We start from the raw sequence: 19,688 nt of genomic DNA on the forward strand, positions 1-19,688 counted from the left end.
CATCCTCAGGGGGTGGCGAAGTGAATGGTCACCGGCATGCCCTGGCGCAGCGCGTCGTCGGCGTCGGTGACGATCACCCGCAGGCGGTACACCAGATCGGTGCGCAGGTCCGGCGTTTCGACGCTTTTCGGCGTGAATTCGGCGGTGGGCGACACGAAGCCAATCTTGCCGTGGTACGGCCTGTTCGGCCGGCCGTCGGTATAGATCTCCAGCTCGGTGCCGGGCACCGCTTTGCCCAGGCTGGTTTCGTTGACATAGGCGCGCACCCATACCGGCTGGGTCAGCGAGAGGGTAAACACCGTGCCGCCGGCGCTGAGCATGGTGCCGGGTTCCACGGCGCGGGTCAGCAGGGTGCCGGCGGAGGGGGAGGTCAGGGCGGTGTCCTGCAAATCCAGCCGCGCCTGCGCCAGCGCCGCTTCGCTCTGCGCCAGGCTGGCCCTGGCCTGTTCGATTTCCTGCGGCCGGTTGCCGCTGAGGTACTGCGCCAGCTTGTCCCTGGCCGCCTGCAGGTTGGCCTGCGCCTGATTGCGCGCGGTGCGGGCGTCTTCCAGCGCATCGGCCGAGGTGGCGTTTTTCGCCCACAGGCCCTGCTGGCGTTTCAGGAAGCTATCGGCATAGCTGAAGGCCGACAGGCGCTGGGCCATCTCCGAACGCACCTGGGCGATTTCTTCGGCGCGGTAGCCGGCCTGCAGCAGCGCCAGCTTGGCGCGGGCGCTGCCGACGTTGGCCTCCGCCTGCTGCAAGGCATTGCGGTAGGGGGCGTCATCCAGCTTGCCGAGCAGCTGGCCCGGCTGGATGGCGTCGCCTTCGTCCACCGTCAGCGAAGCCAGCCGCCCGCCAACGCGGAAGCCGAGGTTCACCGTGCGGATATCGACGTTGCCGTACAGCGTCAGCGGCCGCTCCTGCCGCTGTTGGTAATACCAAAAGCCGTAAACGGCGGCGGCGATCAGCACTGTTGCCGCGACGATCAAGGCACTGCGTTTCTTGTTCATAACACTCCCTGCCTGCATTATGCGCCGTGACGCCGGCGCAGCCCGTTAACCAGAATCTCAATGTGTTCGCTCAGCACTTCGCCGATCTGCGCGGCCTCATGCTCGCCTATCTGCTGCCAGCCGGCCTGGCGGCGGATGGTTTCCCGCGCCACGCGGAACGACAGCACCTCGCCGATCAGCGCATGGGTGTGCAGCACGATTTTGGTCGAGCCGGGGGCGATGCCGGTATAGGCCGCCAGCAGGCGGCACAGCTTTTCGTGCAGCGGCGCCACCACCTGCCGGTGGATCAGCGGGTAGGCTTCGGTGGGGGAAAGCTGTTCGCGCGACATGATTTTGCTGAGGTTCAGCGTGTGCGGCTGGGTCATCAATTCGCTGAACGCCAGCAGCCCGCGTTGCAGAAAATGCAGATATTGCTCCGGTGCGCGCCGTTCGGCGGGCTGCTGCCAGAAGTGGTCGATTTCCTCGGCTAACGGGCGGAATGCCTGCTGGATAAAGTCGGCGATCCACTGGGCGACGGCCAGGTACAGCCCCTCTTTGGAGTTGAAGTAGTAGGTGATGGCGGCGATATTCTGCCCGGCGCGCTGGGCGATATCGCGGGTGGTGGCGCCCTGCAGCCCGTACTCGCCGAACATCTCGACGGCGGCGGCGATCAGCTGCCGGCGAGCCAGCTCGCCGCGCGCCCGGCCGGCGGTTTGATTGTTCACGGATGAAGGCATAAGGCGCGCTCGCAAAAGTTAATCAATCGTATGATTGACTTTATGCCAGATTGCGCAAAATGCAACCTTAAACCATGGGATTATTATGGTCACTCTTCAGACAATGCTGAATTTACGGCATATTGTGCTATCAGACCTTAAAGTTGCCTTTTCTTGTTCGACTTCTGCTACAATCGCCCGCTTGGTGCACTGCAGTTTGTGCCAATCCCTCGTGGTCATGCTTAATGTCCCGTCTGATCATCCTCCCAGGAAACTGCACCGAACACTGTTAGGTTAGGGGGGATCTGGAGTTTTTCTCTTTATGTCATTTGAAACCCTCGGCTTAAGTGCTGAAATTCTGCGCGCTGTTGAAGAACAGGGCTATCGCGAACCTACGCCAATTCAGCGTCAGGCTATTCCTGTCGTGTTGGAAGGTCGTGACCTGATGGCCAGCGCCCAGACCGGTACCGGTAAAACCGCTGGCTTTACCCTGCCGCTGTTGCAGCTGCTGAGCAAGCATGACCACCCGGTCAAAGGCCGCCGCCCGGTGCGCGCGCTGATCCTGACGCCAACTCGCGAGCTGGCTGCGCAGATCGGCGAAAACGTCGATGCCTACAGCAAACACCTGCGCTTGCGCTCGCTGGTGGTGTTTGGCGGCGTGAGCATCAACCCGCAGATGATGAAGCTGCGCGGCGGCGTCGATATTCTGGTGGCAACGCCGGGTCGCCTGCTGGATCTGGAACACCAGAACGCGGTTGACCTGTCCAAAATTGAAATTCTGGTGCTGGACGAAGCTGACCGCATGCTGGATATGGGCTTTATCCATGATATCCGCCGCGTGCTGGCCAAGCTGCCCGCCAAGCGTCAGAACCTGCTGTTCTCGGCGACCTTCTCCGACGACATCAAGGCGTTGGCCAACAAGCTGCTGCACAACCCGGCCTCGGTGGAAGTGGCGCGCCGCAACACCGCGTCCGAACAGATCGAACAAAGCGTGCATTTCGTCGACAAGAAGCGTAAGCGGGAACTGCTGTCGCAGATGATCGGCGAAGGCGACTGGAAGCAGGTGCTGGTGTTCAACCGCACCAAGCACGGCGCCAACCATTTGGCCGAACAGCTGAACAAGGACGGCATCACCGCCGCGGCGATCCACGGCAATAAAAGCCAGGGCGCCCGCACCCGCGCATTGGCCGATTTCAAAGACGGCAAGATCCGCGTGCTGGTGGCTACCGACATCGCGGCGCGCGGTCTGGACATCGACCAGCTGCCGCACGTGGTGAACTACGAGCTGCCTAACGTGCCGGAAGACTACGTGCACCGCATCGGCCGTACCGGCCGCGCGGAACGCACCGGCGAAGCGATTTCACTGGTGTGCGTGGATGAGCACAAACTGCTGCGCGATATCGAGCGCCTGCTGAAGCGTGAGATCCCGCGTATCGCTCTGCCGGGCTATGAGCCGGATCCGAGCATTAAAGCCGAGCCGATCATCAACGGCCGCCAGGGCGGCGGGCGCGGTGCGCCGCGCGGCAACGGCGGCGGTCAGCGCTCCGGCAACGGCGGCGGCAATGGCGGCCAGCGTGAAAACCGCGGCGGCGGCGCCCGTCCGCAGGGCGAAGGCCAACGCCGTTCGGGCGCGCCTTCGCGCCGCCCGCGCAGCCGCAAACCGGCTGAATAAGGCGTTATCCCTCGCTATCAAGCCACCGTTTCTACGGTGGCTTTTTTTTTGCGCGCATCAGCGCATCTCGAGTTCCGGCACCACCGACATGCCGACGCGCAGGCGGGGCAATGCCGCTTGATTCGGCTCCAGCAGAATTTTCACCGGCAGGCGCTGCACCACCTTGGTGTAGTTGCCGGTGGCGTTGTCGGCGCTGATGGCGGCGAAGGTGGCGCCGGTCGCCGGCGCGATGCTGTCGACGTGGCCGCGCAGCGTTACGCCGGGCAGCGCATCCACGCTGACGGATACCGGCTGGCCGGCGGTCACGTTGGCCAGCTGGGTTTCCAGAAAATTGGCGACCACGTAGGTTTGCTGCAGCGGCACCACCGCCAGCAGGCGCGTGCCGGCGGAAACCCAGGCGCCCTGGCGCACGGCGCGCTGGCCGACGGTGCCGTCGATCGGCGCGATGATCTTGGTATAGGACAGGTTGAGCCGCGCCTGATCCACGCTGGCCTGGGAGGCGGCGATATCCGCTTCGGCCTGCTTTTGGCTGGCCTGCAACACGCCGACGCCTTTGCGCGCGGCGACGGTCGCCGCCTGATTTTGCTTCAGCTGCGCCGCCGCGGTCTGCATCACGGAGGCGGACTTCTGCTGTTCGTCGGCGGTGACGGTGCCGGTTTTCAACAGCCGGCGGTAGCGATCGGCATTCTGGCCCGCATAGTTGAGCGTGGCCTGGCTGGCGCTGACGGCCGCCTGCTGCTGAGCGATGTTCGCCTGCTGCTGATCCAGCTGGGCCTGAATGCTGGCCAACTTGGCCTGGCTTATCTGCAGGTTGGCCTCGGCGGTTTCCAGCGCGACCCGGTAATCGCGATCGTCGAGGGTGGCCAGCACGTCGCCGGCTTTTACCTGCTGGTTATCGCTGACGTCAACGCTGCCGACATAGCCGGAAATCTTCGGCGCCACCAGCGTATAGTCGGCGAGCACCACGGCGTCGTCGGTGCGAAACTGGTGGCGGTTGAGCGCCGAACGCACAAAGAAAACCACGGCCAGCAGCATCAGCAGCAGCAGCGCCAGGGTTAGGGTTCGTTTTGCAGGTGTGAAGCTCATGGTTATGATCCTGATGTGTTTGGAACGAGGGGCAACAGCGTCTGTGGCGGATAAACGCGCTTGGGTAGCCAGGCGGTCAGCAATATAAACAGCAGGGCGCAGCCGATAATCAGCAGGTAGGCGTCGCTGATGCTGAGAAGGGTCGCCTGATGCCTGACCAGCGTCGAAAAATGGCTGAGATTTTCCGCGGAGCTGACGCTGCCGTCGGGCAGCAGCGGCAGGTTGCCGCCGGCGTTCTCCGGTGTGTCGGCGGTCATCAGCCACGGGCGGTTACCCAGGCGATCGACCAGTACCTGCGAGTGAAACTTTTCCCGATGGCTCATAAAGTTCTCGACCAGGCTGCCCGCCGCCACGCTGGAAAATCCGCGCACGCTGTTGAACATCGCCGAAGCGAAGGGCCCTTCCGGTGCCAGCACCGTGCTGGTGGAGGTCAACAGGACCGACAAAATCATCATCGGCTGGCCAAATGCCTGCATAATCTGCAGCAGCCAGAAGTTTTGCCGCGCCCAATCGTCGGTCAACTGCATGCCCAGCAGGCAAGAGCCGATAATCAGCGCGGCGCCGGCGGCCAACATCCAGCGGCAGTCGACCCAGCGCAGATTCAACAGGGCGGCGATAAACGGCGCTATCACCAGCTGCGGCAAGCCGATGGCCAGCGCCAGCGGCGCGAATTGCGCGGTGCGGAACCCCGCCACCTGCGAAAAGTAGAACGACGGCAGCAGTGAGCCGGACAGCGCCAATATCAGCACGCCCGTCAGCGTCAGCAGGCCGTAAGAAAGGTTGATTCGCTGCAGCATTTGCAGTTTGAACAGCGGCAAGGGGTGGAACCACTCATTGACCAAAAACGCCGCCAGCAGCGCGAGGGAAACCGGCAACATCAGGCTAATCAGCGGCGAATTGAACCAGTCGAGCCGCTCTCCCTGCGTCAGCGAGAGGATCAACAGCGCCATGCCGCTGCAGCCGGTCAGCATGCCGAACCCGTCTATCTGGCGCAAACGCTCCAGGCGTAACGGATCCTGCGGCAGCCCCCAGCCCACCAGGCAAAAGGCGGTCAGGCACAGCGGGATCGCCTGCCAAAAAATAAACTGCCAACCCAGATTATCGGTCCACAGCGCCGCCAGCGGCGCCGCAACGTTGGGGCCGAAGGTGGCGGTGAGCGCGTAGGCGGCCAATCCGTAAAGTTTGATGCCCGGCGGCAAAAAACGCAGCGCCACCGTCATCAGCAGCGGCGGCAGCGCGCCGCCAAACAGGCCTTGAACTACCCGCAACGCAATAAACAGCGAGGGATCCGACGTTAAAGGCTGGAGTACGCCGACGGCGGCAAAACCGCCGATCATCACCAGCGCAAAACGGCGCAGCGAGAAGGTCACGGCCAACCAGGGCGCTACCATCATGGCCGACACTTCCGCCGCCTGATAGGCCGAAGTGATCCAACTGCCTTGGTCGTAACCGATGCCGATAGCCGCGCGGATATCCGCCAATGCCAGATCGCTTAGCCGGTCATTCAGCCCCGAAGTCAGGGCGGCAATCAGCACCCCCAGCAGGCCTAATGCCAGGCGCAGGGTGAAAGGATGCGGTGCGGCGACGGGCGCAGGCTGAACATTCATAGCGTGACTCCATAAGCGATGCACTGTATTGCATAGTGGTACAATGTGACGCATGCTACATTGTGATGCAATGTATTGCAATGCGGTACGGCGTGCCCGAATGAATAGAAAAATGTTACAGTGTGGGCCAAACGTCAGGAAGAGAAGCGCTATGTCTGAACCTTCAAGCTATTGCGATGATGAAAGGGCCGGCGGCATTCAGGTCATCACCCGTGCGGCGAAAATCCTCGATGCGCTGGGGGAAAAACCGAACGGCATGAGCCTGGGTGAAATCGCCGCGGCGGTCGATCTGCCGCGTTCTACCGTGCAGCGTATCGTTAACGCGCTGGATTCGGTGCAGCTGGTGCGCGGCGGCGCCGGCGGCGTGCGCCTGGGGCCGTCGCTGCTGCGGCTGATCGCCAGCGTGCACACTGAAATGGTGGCGATCGCCACCCCCTGGCTGCAGGCATTGAGCGACGCCACCGGCGAGACGGTTTCTCTGGGGCGAGCCAGTGGGCTGCAGCTGGCGGTGGTGCACTACATTGTGGCGGATCGGGAGCTGCGGGTGGTGCCGCGTATCGGCATGAACTTGCCGCTGTACAGTACCTCCGGCGGGCGGGCGCTGCTGGCGCTGAACAGCGATGATGCGGCGCGGGACCTGCTGGGCGAAGCCTACCAGGCGGTGACCGACTTGACCGTGCGCGATTTCCCGGCGCTGATGGAGCGCTTGGCCGAAATACGCCGCACCGGCCTGTCTTACGATCGGGAGGAAACGCTGGAAGGCGTCTCTACCATGGCGGTGGCCATCGACACCATTCTGGGGCGTTTCTCCATCAGCCTGTTGGTGCCCAGCAGCCGGTTAGCCAAGAATGAAGCTCGCTACCGCGAGGAAATCCTCAAGTGCAAAGAGGCGCTGATCGATGAGATTGGCAAAGGCGCGGCGCGAGATTAACGGGAGAAGACGATGAAAACGCTGTTGGTCGCGGTTGATAACTCCGCCACCGCCCGCAAAGTGATTGCATTGGCGGCCGAACAGGGGGCGGCCCAACGGGCGGCGGTAGTGGTGCTATGCTGTGTGGATCTCAGCTATTCCATGACCGGCCCCTTCGACATTACCCTCGGCGAAGATCCGGCGGATTTTGGCTGCGCGCAGGATGAACAAAGCGCCGCGGCCGCCGTAGTGCGCCAGGCGCTGAGCGAACTGAAGGAGGCCGGCGTCAGCGCGCGGGGCCGGGTGGTGGCCGGGGAACCGGCGGAAACCATCGTTGCCCAGGCTAAAGCGCTGAATGCCGCCATGATTATTATGGGCCGCCGGCATCTCTCACCCTTTAACCGTTTATTGCGAGGCTCGCACAGCGCTTCGGTGATAGAAAACGCCGACTGCCCGGTGCTGATCGACGTACGCGCCGATTGACCGCCTCCGCTTTTCCGGAGCCGAAGATGAAACTGAAGTGTGCAATTCTCGATGATTACCAGCAGGTGGCACTCGATATGGCGGACTGGTCAGCGGTGGCCGATCGGCTCGAGGTGTTCGCCATCGGCGCGCATTTTACCGATGAGGCGGAGCTGGCGGTGCACCTGCAGGACTGCGACATTCTGGTGATCATGCGCGAACGCACGCCGATAAGCGCCTCGCTGCTGGCGCGCCTGCCGAAACTGAAGCTGCTGATCACCTCGGGCATGCGCAACGCCGCCATCGATCTGGCCGCCGCCGCCGAACGCGGCGTGGTGGTTTGCGGCACCGCCAGCGGCTCGGCCGCGCCGATGGAACTGACCTGGGCGCTGCTGCTCGGGCTGGCGAAGCATATCGTGCCGGAAAGCGTCGGATTGCGGAACAACGGCCCCTGGCAGCAGGCGTTGGGCGTCACGCTGCGGGGCAAAACGCTGGGCCTGTTGGGATTGGGCAAAATTGGCGGCCAGATGGCGCAGGTGGCGCAGGCGTTCGGCATGCGGGTGCTGGCCTGGAGCCAAAACCTGACGGCGGAACGGGCCGCACGGCACGGCGCCGAACTGGCGCCATCAAAACGGGCGCTGTTCGAGCAGAGCGACTTTGTGTCCGTTCACCTGGTGCTGAGCGAGCGCAGCCGCGGGCTGGTGGGGCGCGATGAGCTGGAGGCGATGAAAGCCACCGCCTACCTGATCAACACCTCGCGCGCGGCGATCGTCGATCGGGCGGCGTTGGTCGAGGCATTGCTGCAGGGGCGGATCGCCGGCGCCGGGCTGGACGTGTTCGAGACCGAACCCCTGGCGGCCGACGATGTTTTCCGCCGCCTGCCCAACGTGCTGGCGACGCCGCACCTGGGCTACGTAGCCGACGACAACTACCGCACCTACTTCCGCGAGGCGGTCGAGGACATCGAGGCGTTTCTCGCCGGCGAGCCGATACGCCGGTTGGGGCGCTGAGCGCTTTAATCCTCTGAGAGGCTTGTCTGCCGCGGGCATTCGCCCGTATCATTGCGGGTCTTTTTTCAGCTGGGGTGATCATGCGCGTATTATTGGCTCCGATGGAGGGCGTTCTCGATTCTTTGGTGCGCGAATTGCTCACCGAGGTGAACGACTACGACCTGTGCATCACCGAATTCCTGCGCGTGGTCGATCAGCTATTGCCCGCCAAGTCGTTTTATCGTCTGTGCCCGGAGCTGCATCACGCCAGCCGCACGCCGTCCGGCACGCTGGTGCGGGTACAGCTGCTGGGCCAACATGCGCAGTGGCTGGCGGAGAACGCCGCCCGCGCGGTGGAGCTGGGCTCTTACGGCGTCGATCTTAACTGCGGTTGCCCGTCCAAGCTGGTCAACGGCAGCGGCGGCGGGGCGACGCTGCTGAAAGACCCGGAACTTATTTATCAGGGCGCCAAAGCGATGCGCGCCGCGGTGCCGGAGCATCTGCCGGTGACGGTGAAGGTGCGGCTGGGCTGGGATTGCGCCAGCCGCAGCCTTGAGATTGCCGATGCGGTGCAGCAGGCCGGCGCCACCGAGCTGGCGGTGCACGGGCGCACTAAAGAGGACGGTTACAAGGCGGAGCGCATCAACTGGGCGGCGATCGGCGAAATTCGCCGGCGCCTGTCCATTCCGGTGATCGCCAACGGCGAGATCTGGGACTACCGGAGCGCGCAGGATTGCCTGCGAACCACCGGCTGCGACGCAGTGATGCTGGGGCGCGGTGCGCTCAACGTGCCGAACCTGAGCCGGGTAGTGAAATACAACGAACCGCGCATGCCCTGGCCGCAGGTGGTGCAGCTGCTGCAAAAATACGTGCATCTGGAAAAGCAGGGCGATACCGGTTTATATCACGTGGCGCGCATCAAACAGTGGCTGGGGTATCTGCGTAAAGAATATGACGAAGCCACCGAGCTGTTCAGCGAAATACGCGCGCTGACAACCTCAGGCGATATTGCGCGGGTGATTTGTCGCTGACGAGAAATACCCAACCCGCACGCGGCGGGTTTGGTTTTAATTCGCCTTGTCGGGATCCGTGGTCGAGACGGTTAATTTCCATCTCGATATCCTGAATGGTCTTTTCCCGCCCTTCCAGGCTGGCGCCCTGTTTATTAGACAGTTCACCGATGGCTTCGGCAAATACCTTGCCGGTACAGGTCATAACTCATAGCGGTCAAGTTAATACGAGGCGGGGAATATCCCCCGCGGATTGTCCGGCAGCGGCTCAGGCGTCCAGATCAATGGCGAAGTGGCGCCACAGCGCGTCGCGGCGTTGCCGCTCGGAATGCAGCGTCGTTTCGTGGCGCTGATGATCTTCGGTCAGGATCAGCTTGTTGTCGCTGAGCGTCACCCGGCCGTTTTCCGTGGGCCGCGAGCACACCAGCCGCTGGGTAAAATGCGATTCCGGCGAGCTGCTGTGGTAGTGGCACATGCCGTCGAACTCGCTCAGCGCCCGGGGTTGTACGGTAAAGCGGTACAGGGTTTTGGCGTGCGAGCTCCGATCGCCGTTGCGGCGCTCCAGCAGGTAATAGTCGCCTTCGCGCTCCAGATGGAAGGTGCCGCTGGCCTGGGGTTGCGGCTCGGCGGTGGCGATTTTCAACGGCGTCAGGAAGGAGTCGCCGAAGCCGACGTCCACCAGCCAGAATTGTCCCTCCAGTTCCACCCGCAGCGCCAGATGGTCGTAGGCCGGGCCGAAATGGCCGTCGCGGGCGCGGATCTCGCCGGAAATAAACTGGACGTCAAAGCCGATGTCCTGCAGCAGCAGGGCGAACATTTTGTTCAGCTCATAGCAAAAGCCGCCGCGGTTGCGATCGACAATTTTACTGAACAAAGCCTGTTCCTCAAGGTGGATGCCCTGCCGATAAATAATGCTCAGATTCTCGAACGGCACGCTCAGCATATGGCGGTGATGCAGCTGCTGCAGCGTGGTAAGGTCGGGTCTGGCGGCGCCTGCAAAGCCGATATGCTGCAGGTAGCGTTGTTTGTCCACGGCGTCTCTCGCATGAGGAAAAGTAGGCATAAGGTAGCGGGCTTTTTTCGCTTTGTGAGAGCATTACGTGCTGTGCCGGAAACGGGCATAACTCATAACCAAATAAACGCCTATCCGCCGGCCGTCGAGGCTAAAATAACCTCATCGCAACAAGGAGCGGGTATGAACCTCGAGCTTAAAGCCCAGCGCTTCGCCACCGAAGCGCATCAGGCGTGCAATCAGAGACGCAAATTTACCGGTGAGCCTTATATTATTCACCCGGCGGCGGTGGTGGCCTTGTTGCGGCAGGCCAACCCCACGCCGGAAATGGTCGCGGCCGCCTGGCTGCACGATACGGTGGAAGATACCCCGGTAACGCTGGCGGATATTCGCCGTGAGTTCGGCCCCAGGGTCGAACGTTACGTAGAGATGCTCACCGATATACAGACCCGCAGCTACGGCGGTGAGCGTCTGCAGCGGAAAAACGCCAACCTGCGGCACAGCGCGCAGGCTTGCGCGGAGGCGCAAACCATCAAACTTTGCGATTTAATCGATAACAGCAAAAATATCACCGATTACGAAGTGACTTTCGCCCGCCAATACCTGGTGGAAATGGCCCGTCTGCTGGAGGTTTTACGGGCGGGAGATGCCGATTTGCTGGCGACCGCTCGCCGCCAGTGCGCGGAGGCCGTCGCCTGGATTAACCGCCGCTACGGCGACGATCGCTGGTTCGATGCGCTGTGGCGGCAGTATGAAGCGCATCTCAGGCTTGATGCGCTGAAAATTGGGTCAGCAGCAGGATAAGCGGGATGGTCAGCGCGGCCAGCAGGGTTTGGATGGTGATGATGCCGGCTGACAGCCGGTGATCGCCCCCCAACAGTTTTGCCATAATGTAGGCTGAGGGCGTGCAGGGCAACGCATTGAACAGGACAATGGTGGCCAACACCGGGCCGGATATGCCCAGCGCCATGCCGATCCCCAGCGTCAGCAGCGGCACCAGCAGCAGCTTGACTACCGAAGATTGCATCACCGGCCCATGGGCCGTGCGCGCAGCCTGAATATCCAGCCCGGCGCCGACCGCCAGCAGGCCCAACGGCAGGGACGCTCCGCCGAGAATTTTCAGGATATTTTCCGGCGTGGCGCCCAGAGGCAAGCCGCTGGCGTTGAACGCCAGCCCGGCCAATACGGAGAGGATCACCGGGTTTTTTATCAGCGCCTTGGCTATCTGTCGCCCGCCGGGGCGGGTACCCTGGCCGTAGTGCATCAGGATCACTATCGACGCCACGTTCAGCAGCGGGATGGCGACGGCGATGCTGATTGACGTTACCGTCAGACCGGTGTGCCCAAAGGTGGCGGCGGCGGCGGCAACGCCAATATAGGTATTGGGGCGCAGCGCGCCCTGAATGACCGATGAAAAGACCGGGCCGGGCTGTTTTGACCAGATGCGCCACAGGTACAGCGACAGCGCGCCGATCAGCACCGCTCCCAACACCGAAAGCGCAATTGGCCGCACCGGAAACTGGCTGAGATCGGCCTTGCCGACCTGAATGAACATCAGCGCCGGGAACAGATAAAAATAATTCAGCTTCTCGCAGGGGAGCCAGAAAGCACTATCGATCAGATTGCGATGACGCAGCACGGATCCCATGGCGATCAGGAATATGACCGGAACCAGCGAAAATAATGTCGTAATCATCGGATGCCTATAAATAGCCCTTGGTTAAGACCACCACGCCATAGAAGGTAATGAAGTAGGTCACCATTTTTTCGTAGACCGGAGCGCTGGCCTTTTTGAACAGCAAATTGCCGACCGCCAGGTAGACCAGCAGGGCCAGCGGCGCCGCGGCGAAACCGCTGAAGCTCAACGCCTGCCATTTGAAGATGGCGAGCGTTGTCAGCTGGATCACGCCAAACATCAGGTAATAGCCGGAGACCGTGGTTCTGATCGCCAACTTTTCCCGATGGCCAGCGGAGGCGTACAGCGCCAGCAGGGCGCCGCCCATATTGGTTACGCCATGCACCAGGCCCATGATGACGATATAGCTGCGTTGATGTCGGCTGAGGTAGCTCTGCACTCTGTTTTGCAGCGCGGGGCGAAAGCGCATCCCAGATCAATGCCGGGCACGTTGATACCTTCACGGTTTTTGAGCTGGCCAGCCATATCCGCCTGCAGGTGGATGCCCCGGCCTTCAATTTTAACCACCTGAAAAGACAAGGTGCCGTCGTCGGCAAAAATGTGGTCGCCAGTCGAGAGTGTTGTGCGAACCGTTCAGTCTGGCGACCGACATCCCGGCTTTTTTCAGTGCTTTCAGCGTATCGGCCTGGTGGGATGCGGGGCCGATGGTCGCGATAATACGAGTTTTTGCCATGATAGACTCTCTGAAATATTAAGATGAGTTTATGTATGACACTTTTGTGACAGGCGGGAAAATAGTGCTTTCATCTAATGTACGTTGTAAAAGTTATAATGAATTTCTTTGGCAGGTGGAGTGCGGCCGTCTACGCTATCGATTGAAATAAAACGACTAATGAAATTTATTGCTAAGGTAAAGCAGTAATTTGTATAAGGGGAGTTGATGTTTTTTCTTCGCTAAGGTTGTACTCGCCGCCAGCGGACACGGCGGCGAAATTTTAGCGTTCGCCCGCAGAGGCGAGGGATTGCAGCCAGCGCAGAAACGCCGCCGCGCCGGGCTTGTCCAGCGTGCGCTGCGGATAGACCACGTAGTAGGGCTTGCTGAGCGGCAGCGCCGGTTCGGCCAGCGGGACCAGCGCGCCGCTGGCCAGCTCGCGTTCGATCAGCCCGCGTTGGCCGAGCAGCGCCCCGCGCCCCTGCACGGCGGCGTCAATGGCCAGCGAGGTCAGGTTATAAGTCAGGCCGCGCCGCGGCGGCGGTTGCAGACCGGCGGCGCTGAACCATTCATGCCAGCCGGGCAAAAACTGGCTTTCCTTGCCCCAGTCCAGGTGGATCAGCGGGCGCTGCGTCCAGTCGCCCTGGCTGCGCAGATCCGGGCTGCACACCGGCTGCACCCGGTCCTGAAACAGCCGCACCTTCTCCAGCAGGGGGTAATCCTGATCGCCGAAGCACAGGGCGAAATCCGCCGCCGAGTGGGCGAAATCCACTGCGGCATGGGTGGCGTGCAGGCGCAGATCGCCATCGGGGCTGAGCGCCTGCCAGTCGCCGATCGCCGGGTTCAGCCATTTTGACGCCAGCGCCGGCAGCGCGAACACCGTCAGCGTTTGCTTGCCGCGCTGGCGATCGACATGCTGTTGCGCCACCCGCAGCGTCTCGAAGGCTTCCTGCACGTAAGCCAGATAGTCCGCCCCCTGTTCGGTCAGCGTCACGCCGCGTTTGGCGCGGATAAACAGCGGGATGCCCAAATGCTGTTCCAACTGGCGGATCTGCTGGCTGACGGCGGCGGCGGTGAGCGCCAGGCTGTCCGCCGCGCTGGCCAGGCTGCCGGTGCGGGCGGCGGTTTCGAACGCCAGAATGGCGCTCAGTTTGGGCAAACGCCCGCGGGACGGTGAGTTCATGGCAGGATTATCGTTAAGAATCGGTTAGCTTATCCATAACGTATTTTTGTTATGGCGGCAATGCGCCATTGGTTACAGTGGGGGGTATCCGGCCATCGCGCATCCAGGGGAATGTCATGCGGCAACTCGCTAATATTGTTGATTTATCCGTTAACCCGATCGGCGATCCGGCCTTTCGGACGCGCTGCAGGCAAACGCTGGACGCCGCCGGCGCGCTGGTGCTGCCGGGTTTTTTGAGCGCCGCGGCGCTGGCAACCGTGCGGCTGGAAGGGGCGGAGCACAGCCCCGCGGCGTTCTACGCCGCCAGCAAACACAACGTGTATCTGCGGCCGCAGGACGAAAGCCTGCCCGCCGGGCATGCGCGCAACCGGCTGGTGGTGTCGTCCAAGGGCTGCATTACCGATGAAGACATTCCGGCGCAGTCGCCGCTGCGCACCCTGTATGACGCACTACCGTTCCGTGATTTTCTCTGTGCGGTGCTGGGCGAGGAGCAGCTTTATCCCTATGCCGATCGGCTGTCGTCGATCAATCTGCATTACGCCCGTGCCGGGCAAGAATTGGGCTGGCATTTCGACAATTCGTCGTTCGCCATTACGCTGCTGATACAGAAGCCCGAAGCCGGCGGGCACTTCGAATATGTGGAAAACCTGCGCGACGCCGACGGCGGCGAGATGAACTACGCCGGGGTGACGCAGGTGCTGGACGGCCGGCGGGCGGTGAAGCGATTGGCGATCGAAGAGGGGGACCTGGTGCTGTTTCGCGGGCGCAACGCCATGCATCGGGTGACGCCGACCGAGGGTAACGCTACCCGTATGCTGGTGGTGCTGGCCTACAACGCTCAGCCGGGCATCATGCTGTCGGAAAGCGCCAGAATGACCTTCTACGGCCGGCTGTAGCGGATAAAAAAAACCGCCTTTTCTGAACTGCACCCCAAAAGTTGGACACCCAACTGAGTAAGGTGCAGTTTTTTATGAGCAAATATTCTCTTAGCTTTAAGCTTCAGGTCGTGCAGCACTATCTTTCCGGGCTGGAAGGGCAGAAGGCGACGGCAAAGCGCTTTGGTATCGACCACAGCGCCGTTCGTAAGTGGTCTGTTGCCTGGAAACTTCATGGTGAAGCCGGACTGATTACCCGACATTTCATCTATTCTCCTGCTTTCAAAGAGTCCGTTATCCTGCATATGCGTGAACGCCAGATGTCTGTTCGCGAAGCCTGTGCAAAGTTCACTATCCCTGCTTTTTCCTCGGTTTGTCAGTGGAAACGACTGTATGATGAAGGCGGTATAGAAGCCCTCACAGACAATCGTCGCAGGAAAAAAACGATGCCGGAAATCTCTGGAAATAAGTCAGTACTCCCTTCCAAAGACTCGCTTAGCTCGGACGAACGTGAAGAACTTGAGCAGCTACGCGTTGAGGTGGCCTATTTAAAAAAGCTGCAGGCCTTACTCAGGGAAAAGAACACACCAAAGCGCGAGATAAAACGCAGGTCGTGAATGAGTTAAGGCTGCTGTTTCCTCTGGCTCGCTTACTGAAAGCTGCCGGATTAGCCAGAAGTACTTTTTACTGGCAGATGACGAGCGGCAAAAAGGAAGACAAATACGCCGACGATAAGCGTCAGATTTTGACGCTATTTCATAAGCATAAAGGACGGTATGGATACCGCAGGATAACGCTTGCCGTTCGCCGGGAAGGAAGTCAGCTGAATCATAAAACGGTTCAAAGGTTGATGCAGCAGTTGGCGTTAACATCCTGTATCAGAAGGAAGAAATATACCTCCTACAAAGGTCATTATGGCAAAGCCGCAGGCAATGTTCTGAACCGCCAGTTCAGCGCGGACAAACCGAACCAGAAGTGGGTAACTGACGTTACTGAATTTAAAATTAACGGTGAAAAACTCTATTTATCACCGGTTCTTGACCTGTACAACGGTGAGATCGTCGCGTATCAGATGGAAGCTCGTCCGCATCTATCGATGGTGGACGATATGCTGACTAAGGCACAGTCAGTGCTGAGTGAAGGTGAACATCCGCTGCTGCATTCAGATCAGGGCTGGCAGTATCAGATGGGGCACTATCAGAAACGGCTCAGGGACGCAGGGTTGAAACAGAGCATGTCCCGCAAAGGAAACTGCTATGACAATGCGGTGATGGAAAGCTTCTTTGGCACGCTGAAGGTGGAATGCCTGTATCTGGAAGAGCATAAAAGTATCAGTGAATTACGCGTAGCTATTGACGAATATATCGACTATTACAATCACGAAAGAATAAAACAGAAATTAAAAGGCCTGAGTCCGGTAGAGTACCGAACCCAGGCTCAGATAGCCGCCTAATATAAACCGTCCAACTTTATGGGGTCAGTTCACGGTTGGGGCGGCTCGCGGGGTTAGTGCGTCGATTGCTCTTCGTGAGCCTGCTGTTCCAGCTTCACCTCCTGCGCGCGCTTGCGCAGGCCGAACCAGCCCAGCGTCAGCAGCACCGCCAGCACCGGGATGGTGGCGATGGTCCAGGTGCCGTTCGGGTAGTCGAACGCCATCATGACAACCACCGCCAGCAGGAACGCCAGCGTCAGCCAGGAGGTGAACGGCGCGCCGGGCATTCTGAAGGATACCGGCTGGGCGCGGCCTTCGCGCACCGCTTTGCGCAGGCGCATTTGGCAGACGATGATAAACGCCCACGAGGCGATGATGCCCAGCGAGGCGATGTTCAACACGATCTCGAACACCCGCGAAGGCACCAGATAGTTCAGCACCACGCCGATCACGTAGATGCCGCAGGTCACCAGGATGCCGGCGTAGGGCACCTGCTGGCCGCTCATTTTGGCCATGAACTTCGGCGCCGAGCCGCCCATCGCCAGGGAGCGCAGGATGCGGCCGGTGGAGTACAGGCCGGAGTTGAGGCTGGACAGCGCCGCGGTCAACACCACGATGTTCATGACGGTGCCGATGTATGGCACGCCCAGTTTGCTGAAGAAGGTAACGAACGGGCTCTGGCCCGCCTGATAGGCGTTCCACGGCAGCAGCAGCACCAGCAGCACCACCGAACCGACGTAGAACAGGCCGATGCGCCAGATGACGCTGTTGATGGCCTTCGGCATCATTTTGGCCGGATCCTTGCATTCGCCGGCGGCGGTGCCGATCAGCTCGATGCCGGCGAAGGCGAAGATTACCCCTTGCACCAGCACCAGCGCGGGCAGCAGGCCGTGCGGGAACATACCGCCGTTTTCGGTGATCAGGTGCAGGCCGGTGGTGTGGCCCGCCACCGGGGTGCCGGTGCCGAGAAACACCACGCCCACCACCAGGAACAGCGCGATGGCGACCACCTTGATCAAGGCAAACCAGAATTCCATCTCGGCGAACCATTTCACGCCGATCATGTTCATGGTGGCGACCACCCCGAGGGCGCAGAGCGCGAACAGCCACTGCGGCACGTCGGCGAAGGTGCCCCAATAGTGCATGTAAAGCGCCACTGCGGTGATGTCGACGATGCCGGTCATCGCCCAGTTCAGGAAATACATCCAGCCGGCGACGTAAGAGGCTTTTTCGCCGAGGAACTCACGGGCGTAAGACACGAAGCTGCCGCTGGAAGGGCGGTGCAGCACCAGCTCGCCCAGCGCGCGCAGAATAAAGAACGAGAAAATCCCGCACACCAGATAGACCAGCGCCAGTGCCGGCCCGGCCAGTTCCAGCCGCCCGCCGGTGCCGAGGAACAGACCGGTGCCGATCGACCCGCCGATGGCGATCATTTGTATTTGCCGGTTGCCCATGCTCTTGTGATAACCGGATTCATGGGAGTCTAACCAACGTCTTCTGGCTGCGTGCTTGTCATGCGCAGACTTTTTATCTGATTGCATCATCCGTCCTGTTTACCTGTCTATGGTTAACCCTGCTCGAAGAGCAAACGATTGCTACCGCCAATCGTTATGAGAATGAGGTCGTGGCATCATTCTGTTGTTTATTGTGTGTACAGCCGCCATGAAATAACGGCGAGGCATGCTACCTTTTCTCCGTAAATGTGGCAAAAAAACCTGCGTATAAATCGTGAACAATTGTGTTTATTTTTTAATCCATATATAAAAGAATATATTATTCAATAAGATGTATAAATCTATCAACACGGAAATAGCGAGGAATAAAAAGTGATTAAAATCACAAAATAATAATTACCGTGCAAATTACAGGGAGTTGTTCTTATATTTCGCGGGGTGAAATAAGAGCGGAAATATTGGCGCGCCTGCCGAGGTAAAGAGGGTTTTACGGCAGGCGCGTTGTGCGGGGGAGGATTCAGGCCGATTCACCGGCCGGCAGGGCCGAGGCGGGCAGGCCAAACAGCCTGTCGAACGCCCAGTTGAACAGGAAGGTGTAGCACGGGATGATGACGATCAGCGCCATATCCAGCAGCAGCGCCTGCCACAGCGTAATGCCCATCCACCAGGCGATCAGCGGGATCAGATACATCACCAGCGTCAGTTGAAAACCCACCGCATGCAGGATGCGCCGCTTGAGCGTGCGGGTGCGCGAAACCTGGCGGCTTTCCCAGCTTTCATACAGCGAGTTGTAAATAAAGTTCCAGCTGACCGCGATGCTGGTGATCACCACCGCCAGCGGCCCGGTGCTGCTGGGCGCATGGCCCGACAGCAGCGCCAGCCCAAGCGCCGAGATCGCCATGCCGATGATTTCGTAGGCGGTGACATACACCAGTTTGCGTTTAACGCCTTGCATTGTTTTCTCCTGACTTATTTTTTGTTGTCTGTTTGGCGACGACGGCTAAGATAGCGTCAATCGTATTGATAGAAAAAGTCAGGAGCTGTCAGATATTCTGACAGGTAACGCAATGAATTTTTCCAGTGACAACATCGAGCTGTTTCTGGCGGTGCTGGATCGCGGATCGTTTTCCGCCGCTGCGCGTTCGCTGCGGCGAGTGCCTTCCGCCGTCAGCATGGCGATCGCCAACATGGAGGCGGAGCTCGGCTTCCCGCTGTTCGACCGTTCGCACCGCGAACCGACGCCGACCGCGCTGGCATTGGCGCTGGCGCCCCATGCGCGGCTGATCGCCGACCAGCTCAGGCAGCTGCAGGTGCACGCCATCGAGCTCTCTCAGGGGCTGGAAAGCCGACTTTCGATCGGCGTGACGTCGGACATCAACGGCGCCGGGCTGTTGGCGGCGGTGAAAACCCTGTCGCAGCGCTACCCGCTGCTGGATATCGAGGTGCTGACCGCGCCGCAGGATGAGGTGTTGCATATGCTGCATCAGGGCCGGGTGAGCGTTTGTCTGGCGTTCGGCGGGCTGAACGTCAACAGCGCGGAGCAGTTTCATTTCGTCGGCGCCGAATCGCTGGTGGCCACGCTGTCGCCGCAGCATCCGGCGCTGAGCGGTGCGGCGGATGAGCTGTTTCTGGAAGATCTGGTCAACGTGCGGCAGATCATGGTGGCCAGCCGCGATCTGCCGATGGTCGATCTGCGGCCGCGGGTGGCGGAATCTTATTGGCGCACCGACAGCCTGCCGATGGCGTTGAACATGGTCGAGGCCGGATTGGGCTGGGGCAATTTCCCGCTGTCGCTGACCGCGCCGCTGCTGGCGCAGGGGCGACTGGTGCGACTGAAATTCAAGAATACCAAGAATGAGCTGCGCCTGCCGATGCACCTGATCTGGCTGAAAAGCCGGCCGCTGGACAAGGCCGCCCGCGAGCTGGTGGCCCTGATGCGCGATGCGCCGCCGGCGGCGTGA

Annotated in this window: 20 protein-coding genes; 9 read left to right on the forward strand and 11 right to left on the reverse strand. The window is 60.6% G+C overall.

Features of this window, described 5'->3' with window-relative positions; all coding sequences use genetic code 11:
• Positions 1 to 5 precede the first annotated feature (5 nt).
• Complete coding sequence (hlyD, locus tag D7I37_RS14315) at positions 6 to 992, reverse strand: secretion protein HlyD (RefSeq protein WP_129543901.1); 987 nt, start codon at positions 990 to 992, stop codon at positions 6 to 8.
• A 17-nt stretch (positions 993 to 1,009) separates the two neighbouring features.
• Positions 1,010 to 1,708: a transcriptional regulator CecR gene (gene cecR, locus D7I37_RS14320; RefSeq protein ID WP_061797789.1), complete on the reverse strand. Its 699-nt coding sequence runs from the start codon at positions 1,706 to 1,708 to the stop codon at positions 1,010 to 1,012.
• 301 nt (positions 1,709 to 2,009) lie between these two features.
• Here cecR and rhlE point away from each other — a divergent pair, with 301 nt between their 5' ends.
• Entirely contained in the window at positions 2,010 to 3,359 is a 1,350-nt protein-coding gene (gene rhlE, locus D7I37_RS14325; protein ID WP_061797787.1) for an ATP-dependent RNA helicase RhlE, read from the forward strand.
• A gap of 57 nt (positions 3,360 to 3,416) precedes the next feature.
• On the opposite strand, the gene D7I37_RS14330 is transcribed toward rhlE, so the two are convergent.
• Positions 3,417 to 4,445: an HlyD family secretion protein gene (locus D7I37_RS14330; RefSeq protein WP_129543902.1), complete on the reverse strand. Its 1,029-nt coding sequence runs from the start codon at positions 4,443 to 4,445 to the stop codon at positions 3,417 to 3,419.
• A 2-nt stretch (positions 4,446 to 4,447) separates the two neighbouring features.
• A complete protein-coding gene (locus tag D7I37_RS14335; RefSeq protein ID WP_129543903.1) occupies positions 4,448 to 6,052 on the reverse strand; it encodes an MFS transporter in 1,605 nt (534 codons plus the stop codon).
• 151 nt (positions 6,053 to 6,203) lie between these two features.
• On the opposite strand from D7I37_RS14335, the gene D7I37_RS14340 reads away from it, so the two are divergent.
• The 4 genes from D7I37_RS14340 (at position 6,204) to dusC (ending at position 9,444) form a co-directional block, all read left to right on the forward strand.
• Positions 6,204 to 6,983, forward strand: a complete 780-nt coding sequence (locus D7I37_RS14340; RefSeq protein WP_061797784.1) for an IclR family transcriptional regulator — start codon at positions 6,204 to 6,206, stop codon at positions 6,981 to 6,983.
• Between the two features lie 12 nt (positions 6,984 to 6,995).
• Positions 6,996 to 7,445, forward strand: a complete 450-nt coding sequence (locus tag D7I37_RS14345) for a universal stress protein (protein WP_061797783.1) — start codon at positions 6,996 to 6,998, stop codon at positions 7,443 to 7,445.
• 26 nt (positions 7,446 to 7,471) lie between these two features.
• Positions 7,472 to 8,434, forward strand: coding sequence for a D-2-hydroxyacid dehydrogenase family protein (locus tag D7I37_RS14350; protein ID WP_061797781.1), 963 nt, complete (start codon positions 7,472 to 7,474; stop codon positions 8,432 to 8,434).
• Between the two features lie 80 nt (positions 8,435 to 8,514).
• A complete protein-coding gene (dusC, locus tag D7I37_RS14355; protein ID WP_061797780.1) occupies positions 8,515 to 9,444 on the forward strand; it encodes a tRNA dihydrouridine(16) synthase DusC in 930 nt (309 codons plus the stop codon).
• Between the two features lie 247 nt (positions 9,445 to 9,691).
• On the opposite strand, the gene D7I37_RS14365 is transcribed toward dusC, so the two are convergent.
• Positions 9,692 to 10,456, reverse strand: coding sequence for an arylamine N-acetyltransferase (locus D7I37_RS14365; RefSeq protein WP_061797779.1), 765 nt, complete (start codon positions 10,454 to 10,456; stop codon positions 9,692 to 9,694).
• 162 nt (positions 10,457 to 10,618) lie between these two features.
• Between D7I37_RS14365 and D7I37_RS14370 the strand changes: the two genes are divergently transcribed.
• Positions 10,619 to 11,239: an HD domain-containing protein gene (locus D7I37_RS14370; RefSeq protein ID WP_129543904.1), complete on the forward strand. Its 621-nt coding sequence runs from the start codon at positions 10,619 to 10,621 to the stop codon at positions 11,237 to 11,239.
• Here D7I37_RS14370 and D7I37_RS14375 read toward each other — a convergent pair.
• From D7I37_RS14375 to D7I37_RS14390, 4 genes are all read right to left on the reverse strand, one after another.
• Positions 11,199 to 12,131 carry an AEC family transporter gene (locus tag D7I37_RS14375; protein WP_129543905.1) on the reverse strand — a complete coding sequence of 311 codons (933 nt, stop codon included), beginning with the start codon at positions 12,129 to 12,131 and terminating at the stop codon, positions 11,199 to 11,201. The two genes, D7I37_RS14370 and D7I37_RS14375, sit on opposite strands and share 41 nt — an antisense overlap.
• Positions 12,132 to 12,138: 7 nt before the next feature.
• Positions 12,139 to 12,540 carry a hypothetical protein gene (locus D7I37_RS14380; protein ID WP_237648802.1) on the reverse strand — a complete coding sequence of 134 codons (402 nt, stop codon included), beginning with the start codon at positions 12,538 to 12,540 and terminating at the stop codon, positions 12,139 to 12,141.
• Between the two features lie 90 nt (positions 12,541 to 12,630).
• On the reverse strand, positions 12,631 to 12,804 hold the full coding sequence (locus D7I37_RS27350) for a pyruvate kinase (protein ID WP_237648801.1): 174 nt from the start codon (positions 12,802 to 12,804) through the stop codon (positions 12,631 to 12,633).
• Between the two features lie 262 nt (positions 12,805 to 13,066).
• The gene (locus D7I37_RS14390) at positions 13,067 to 13,966 is read right to left on the reverse strand and encodes a LysR substrate-binding domain-containing protein (protein WP_129543906.1); all 900 of its coding nucleotides are present in this window, start codon (positions 13,964 to 13,966) and stop codon (positions 13,067 to 13,069) included.
• Between the two features lie 116 nt (positions 13,967 to 14,082).
• Here D7I37_RS14390 and D7I37_RS14395 point away from each other — a divergent pair, with 116 nt between their 5' ends.
• A complete protein-coding gene (locus D7I37_RS14395) occupies positions 14,083 to 14,862 on the forward strand; it encodes a 2OG-Fe(II) oxygenase (protein ID WP_061797775.1) in 780 nt (259 codons plus the stop codon).
• 74 nt (positions 14,863 to 14,936) lie between these two features.
• Positions 14,937 to 16,294, forward strand: a protein-coding gene (locus D7I37_RS14400; protein WP_129543185.1) for an IS3 family transposase whose coding sequence is annotated in 2 segments (ribosomal slippage) — positions 14,937 to 15,399 and positions 15,399 to 16,294 — 1,359 coding nt in all. Because the reading frame shifts where the segments join, the coding sequence is not laid out codon by codon here.
• Between the two features lie 53 nt (positions 16,295 to 16,347).
• Here the strand turns inward: D7I37_RS14400 and ansP are convergent.
• Together ansP and D7I37_RS14410 are read right to left on the reverse strand one after the other, a co-directional pair.
• Complete coding sequence (ansP, locus tag D7I37_RS14405; RefSeq protein ID WP_061797804.1) at positions 16,348 to 17,814, reverse strand: L-asparagine permease; 1,467 nt, start codon at positions 17,812 to 17,814, stop codon at positions 16,348 to 16,350.
• A gap of 430 nt (positions 17,815 to 18,244) precedes the next feature.
• Positions 18,245 to 18,682, reverse strand: coding sequence for a PACE efflux transporter (locus D7I37_RS14410; RefSeq protein WP_061797774.1), 438 nt, complete (start codon positions 18,680 to 18,682; stop codon positions 18,245 to 18,247).
• Between the two features lie 112 nt (positions 18,683 to 18,794).
• On the opposite strand from D7I37_RS14410, the gene D7I37_RS14415 reads away from it, so the two are divergent.
• The gene (locus D7I37_RS14415; RefSeq protein WP_061797772.1) at positions 18,795 to 19,688 is read left to right on the forward strand and encodes a LysR family transcriptional regulator; all 894 of its coding nucleotides are present in this window, start codon (positions 18,795 to 18,797) and stop codon (positions 19,686 to 19,688) included.

The sequence above is a fragment of the Serratia sp. 1D1416 genome, from assembly GCF_003641105.1.
GTDB classification, from domain to species: Bacteria; Pseudomonadota; Gammaproteobacteria; order Enterobacterales; family Enterobacteriaceae; genus Serratia; species Serratia ficaria.

Bases quoted from the DNA above. Each gene is read 5' to 3' on its own strand.
- hlyD (WP_129543901.1), bottom strand. From the start codon at position 992: ATGAACAAGAAACGCAGTGCCTTGATCGTCGCGGCAACAGTGCTGATC.
- cecR (WP_061797789.1), bottom strand. From the start codon at position 1,708: ATGCCTTCATCCGTGAACAATCAAACCGCCGGCCGGGCGCGCGGCGAG.
- rhlE (WP_061797787.1), top strand. From the start codon at position 2,010: ATGTCATTTGAAACCCTCGGCTTAAGTGCTGAAATTCTGCGCGCTGTT.
- D7I37_RS14330 (WP_129543902.1), bottom strand. From the start codon at position 4,445: ATGAGCTTCACACCTGCAAAACGAACCCTAACCCTGGCGCTGCTGCTG.
- D7I37_RS14335 (WP_129543903.1), bottom strand. From the start codon at position 6,052: ATGAATGTTCAGCCTGCGCCCGTCGCCGCACCGCATCCTTTCACCCTG.
- D7I37_RS14340 (WP_061797784.1), top strand. From the start codon at position 6,204: ATGTCTGAACCTTCAAGCTATTGCGATGATGAAAGGGCCGGCGGCATT.
- D7I37_RS14345 (WP_061797783.1), top strand. From the start codon at position 6,996: ATGAAAACGCTGTTGGTCGCGGTTGATAACTCCGCCACCGCCCGCAAA.
- D7I37_RS14350 (WP_061797781.1), top strand. From the start codon at position 7,472: ATGAAACTGAAGTGTGCAATTCTCGATGATTACCAGCAGGTGGCACTC.
- dusC (WP_061797780.1), top strand. From the start codon at position 8,515: ATGCGCGTATTATTGGCTCCGATGGAGGGCGTTCTCGATTCTTTGGTG.
- D7I37_RS14370 (WP_129543904.1), top strand. From the start codon at position 10,619: ATGAACCTCGAGCTTAAAGCCCAGCGCTTCGCCACCGAAGCGCATCAG.
- D7I37_RS14375 (WP_129543905.1), bottom strand. From the start codon at position 12,131: ATGATTACGACATTATTTTCGCTGGTTCCGGTCATATTCCTGATCGCC.
- D7I37_RS14380 (WP_237648802.1), bottom strand. From the start codon at position 12,540: ATGCGCTTTCGCCCCGCGCTGCAAAACAGAGTGCAGAGCTACCTCAGC.
- D7I37_RS27350 (WP_237648801.1), bottom strand. From the start codon at position 12,804: ATGGCAAAAACTCGTATTATCGCGACCATCGGCCCCGCATCCCACCAG.
- D7I37_RS14390 (WP_129543906.1), bottom strand. From the start codon at position 13,966: ATGAACTCACCGTCCCGCGGGCGTTTGCCCAAACTGAGCGCCATTCTG.
- D7I37_RS14395 (WP_061797775.1), top strand. From the start codon at position 14,083: ATGCGGCAACTCGCTAATATTGTTGATTTATCCGTTAACCCGATCGGC.
- ansP (WP_061797804.1), bottom strand. From the start codon at position 17,814: ATGCAATCAGATAAAAAGTCTGCGCATGACAAGCACGCAGCCAGAAGA.
- D7I37_RS14410 (WP_061797774.1), bottom strand. From the start codon at position 18,682: ATGCAAGGCGTTAAACGCAAACTGGTGTATGTCACCGCCTACGAAATC.
- D7I37_RS14415 (WP_061797772.1), top strand. From the start codon at position 18,795: ATGAATTTTTCCAGTGACAACATCGAGCTGTTTCTGGCGGTGCTGGAT.